The organism is Craterilacuibacter sp., assembly GCF_051659485.1.
Taxonomy (GTDB): Bacteria; Pseudomonadota; Gammaproteobacteria; order Burkholderiales; family Chromobacteriaceae; genus Craterilacuibacter.
Map to the genome: position 1 here is coordinate 1 of NZ_JBOFOO010000106.1, position 3364 is coordinate 3364.

Annotated in this window: 5 protein-coding genes; all 5 read left to right on the top strand. The window is 62.7% G+C overall.

Translation table 11 applies throughout. From position 1 onward, the window contains the following. Window positions 1–75 precede the first annotated feature (75 nt). The gene (locus tag ACRC1E_RS03750; RefSeq protein ID WP_438513770.1) at window positions 76–519 is read left to right on the top strand and encodes a hypothetical protein; all 444 of its coding nucleotides are present in this window, start codon (window positions 76–78) and stop codon (window positions 517–519) included. Window positions 520–561: 42 nt separating this feature from the next. Continuing rightward, window positions 562–1299 (top strand): YbgF trimerization domain-containing protein, encoded by a 738-nt coding sequence (locus tag ACRC1E_RS03755; protein WP_438513771.1) that lies wholly within the window; start codon window positions 562–564, stop codon window positions 1297–1299. A gap of 200 nt (window positions 1300–1499) precedes the next feature. Further along, the gene (purE, locus tag ACRC1E_RS03760; protein ID WP_438513772.1) at window positions 1500–1988 is read left to right on the top strand and encodes a 5-(carboxyamino)imidazole ribonucleotide mutase; all 489 of its coding nucleotides are present in this window, start codon (window positions 1500–1502) and stop codon (window positions 1986–1988) included. Beyond that, window positions 1988–3127, top strand: coding sequence for a 5-(carboxyamino)imidazole ribonucleotide synthase (locus tag ACRC1E_RS03765; RefSeq protein WP_438513773.1), 1140 nt, complete (start codon window positions 1988–1990; stop codon window positions 3125–3127). Before purE ends, ACRC1E_RS03765 begins: the two co-directional genes overlap by 1 nt. Before the next feature lie 52 nt (window positions 3128–3179). After that, on the top strand, window positions 3180–3364 hold a 185-nt coding region (locus tag ACRC1E_RS03770; protein ID WP_438513774.1), incomplete at its 3' end, for a phosphoribosylaminoimidazolesuccinocarboxamide synthase.

Consider the following 3364-nt stretch of genomic DNA (forward strand, 5'->3'; position numbering starts at 1 on the left):
GGCATTTGCCGCCCGCCTTGCCTATGCTGGGTAGATCCCGTCTGCTAGGGCGGGATTCTTCTTCAGGAGAACGCGATGTTGTACCGGATGTTTGTGACCGCAGGCTTGAGTGCCCTGCTGGGCGCTTGTGCTAGCCCGCAAGCGGAACCGGATCTCGAACCGGTGCCACCCAGGCCCGATCTGGCGATGATGGGGCCAGGCCCGGTGCTGGCCATCAGTGCGCCGCAGTATTGCCCGGCTGTGCCGCTACGCATGATCTATTACCCGTTTACCGATGCCGAACGTGTGAAGCTGGCTGCCCACGCCGATTGCCTGAAGCGCCATCCTGGGCAGCAGGCACTATTGCGCGTACGCGGCGGCGAGTCGCCCGCCCAGGTCCGCCGCCATCTGGATGCCATCGCGGTGGCGTTTGGCCAGGCGGGCGTGCCGGCCAGGCAGTGGCGTAGTGATAGCCGCTCGTCCTTGCCGGGCGGGCGTAGCGCAGTAGAAGTCGTGTATCCTGCCCTGACCCCCGATTGATCAGCCGGCCTTGTGCCGGCACTCGTTTTTGCCGGAGATGCCATGCTTGTGACCCGTATCACCCTATTGTCCTGTTCCTTGCTGCTAGGGGCATGCGCCAGCACGTCCGATCTGGAGCAAACCCGTGCCCAGCTTGATCAGGTCAACCGTCAGGCTACCGCACGCCTCTCCCAGATCGAGTCGCGCATCAGCAACGAGCGCCTGCTGGAAATGGTCAGCCGGGTGGACGGCATGCAGGCCGAGGTCGCCAAGCTGCGCGGCGACAACGAGATGCTGCAGTACAAGATTGGTGTACTGGAAAAGCGCCAGAATGATCTGTATGCCGATATCGACCAGCGTCTGGCCCGTTTCGAGGGCGGCAGTAGTACGGCCAGCCGTACCGATTCGGCCGGGACACCGGTGCAGGTGGACACGGTGCAGCAGGCTTTTGATCAGGCGCTGGCGCCGTTACGCAAGCGCGAATTTGCCCCGGCGGTTGTGGCGCTCAAGGCCTTTGCCGATAGCAACCCGAATGCACCACAGGCGCTGGAAGCGACCTACTGGCGCGGTGTCGCGCATACGGCCTTGCGCCAGTATGATGCGGCCATCGATATCCAGCGCCGCTTTGCCGATGAAAACCCCAAGCACCCCAAGGCGCCGGATGCGCTGCGTAATGTCGCCAATGCCCAGCGCGAACTGGACCAGCTCGATCAGGCCCGCCTGACGCTGAAAAAACTGATCAAGCTGTATCCGAACTCGGATGCGGCCGCCAAGGCCAAGCAGCAGCTGACGACGATGTGAGGCGCGGGACTCGGGATCGGGGAATAGGGAATAGGGATCAGGGAATGGGGAATGGGGAATGGGTTCCCGATTCCGAGTCCCTGTTCCCAGATCCCTGTTCCCTGTTTTATTCTTTCATGTCGAAATAATAAAGTGTTACGGCGCTGCGCGCCGATCAGGTAAAATTGCCTTCTTTCTCTCTCGCACGGGCATAAAGCACCATGATCGAAGTCGGCATCGTGATGGGTAGTAATAGTGATTGGGACGTGATGCAAAACGCAGCACGCGTACTCAAGGATTTCGGTATCGCATTCGAGACCCGCGTGGTTTCGGCCCACCGCACCCCTGATTTGCTGTTCAGCTATGCCGAACAGGCCGAAGCACGCGGCCTGAAGGCGATTATTGCCGGTGCAGGCGGCGCCGCCCATTTGCCGGGCATGCTGGCAGCCAAGACCCATGTGCCGGTGCTGGGTGTGCCGGTGCCATCCAAATATCTGCGCGGCGAGGATTCCTTGCTGTCCATCGTGCAAATGCCCAAGGGCATTCCGGTGGCGACTTTCGCCATCGGCGAGGCCGGTGCCGCCAATGCCGCGCTGTTTGCCGTGGCGCAGCTCGCCACCACCCGCCCCGATCTCGCCGATAAGCTCAAGGCCTTCCGCCTGAAGCAGGAACAGACTGTGCTGGGCATGAGCCTGCCGGAGCTCGAATAATGGCCGCCATTCTGCCGCCTGCGATGCTGGGCATTATCGGCGGCGGCCAGCTCGGGCGCATGTTTACCGTTGCCGCCAAGACCATGGGCTACCGCGTGACCGTGCTGGAGCCTGATCCTGCGGCGCCGGCGGCCGATTTTGCCGATGTGCACCTGTGCGCACCCTATGGCGACGCCGCTGCGCTGAAGACACTGGCCGAGACCTGTGCCGCCGTTACCACCGAGTTCGAGAATGTAGACGCCGGCGCGATGCGTGAACTGGCGAAACAGACCCGCGTGTCGCCGTCCGGCGACTGTGTCGCCATCGCGCAGGACCGCATCGCCGAAAAGGCATGGATCGCCAAGGCTGGTCTGCCGACCGCGCCCTATCTGGCGCTGGAAACCGCTGCCGATCTGGCTGCGGTGTCCGATGACGCGCTGGCGGTCTGCCTGCCGGGCATCCTCAAGACTGCGCGCCTGGGTTACGACGGCAAGGGCCAGATCAGGGTGAAGACGGTGGCGGATGCGCGCACCGCCTTGAGCGAACTCGGTGTCGCCTGTGTGCTGGAAAAGATGCTGGAGCTCAAGCTTGAGGTGTCCGCCATCGTGACCCGTACTTCTGCCAGCCAGATGACGGTGTTTCCGGTCGCGGAAAACCGCCACGTGAACGGTATCCTCGATGTGTCCATCGTGCCGGCGCGCATTGCCCCGGCGCTCGCCGCACAGGTGCAGGCGATGGCGCGGCGTCTGGCTGACGAACTCGATTACGTCGGCGTGCTGGCGGTCGAATTCTTCGTGCTGGCGGATGACACGCTGGTGCTTAACGAGATCGCACCGCGGCCGCACAACTCCGGGCATTACACGCTGACGGCCTGTGTCACCGACCAGTTCCAGCAGCAGGTACGCGCACTGTGCGGCCTGTTGCCGGGCTCGACCGAACTGCTGACCCCGGTGGTGATGGTCAATCTGCTGGGTGATGTATGGGGCGAGGATGGCAGCGAGCCCCGATGGAGCGTACTGGCCGAGGCGCCGAATGCGCAACTGCATCTTTACGGCAAGCAGGAGGCGCGCCGCGGGCGCAAAATGGGCCACTTCAATGTGATGGCCGACACGGCCGAGGCGGCGCTGGAGCAGGCCGAGGCGTTGAAAGACACTCTCTGATTTCACGGGCGAAGCCGCAAGGCTTCGCCTTTTTCATTTTCTGGGAAGACTCATGACCGGTATCACCACTACCAATCTCAAAAGCCTGAACAAGATCTACTCGGGCAAGGTGCGCGACCTGTACGCCATCGACGACAAGCGCATCCTGATGATCGCCACCGACCGTCTGTCGGCGTTCGACGTGATACTCGACGACCCGATCCCGGCCAAGGGCCAGATCCTGACTGCGATCTCCAA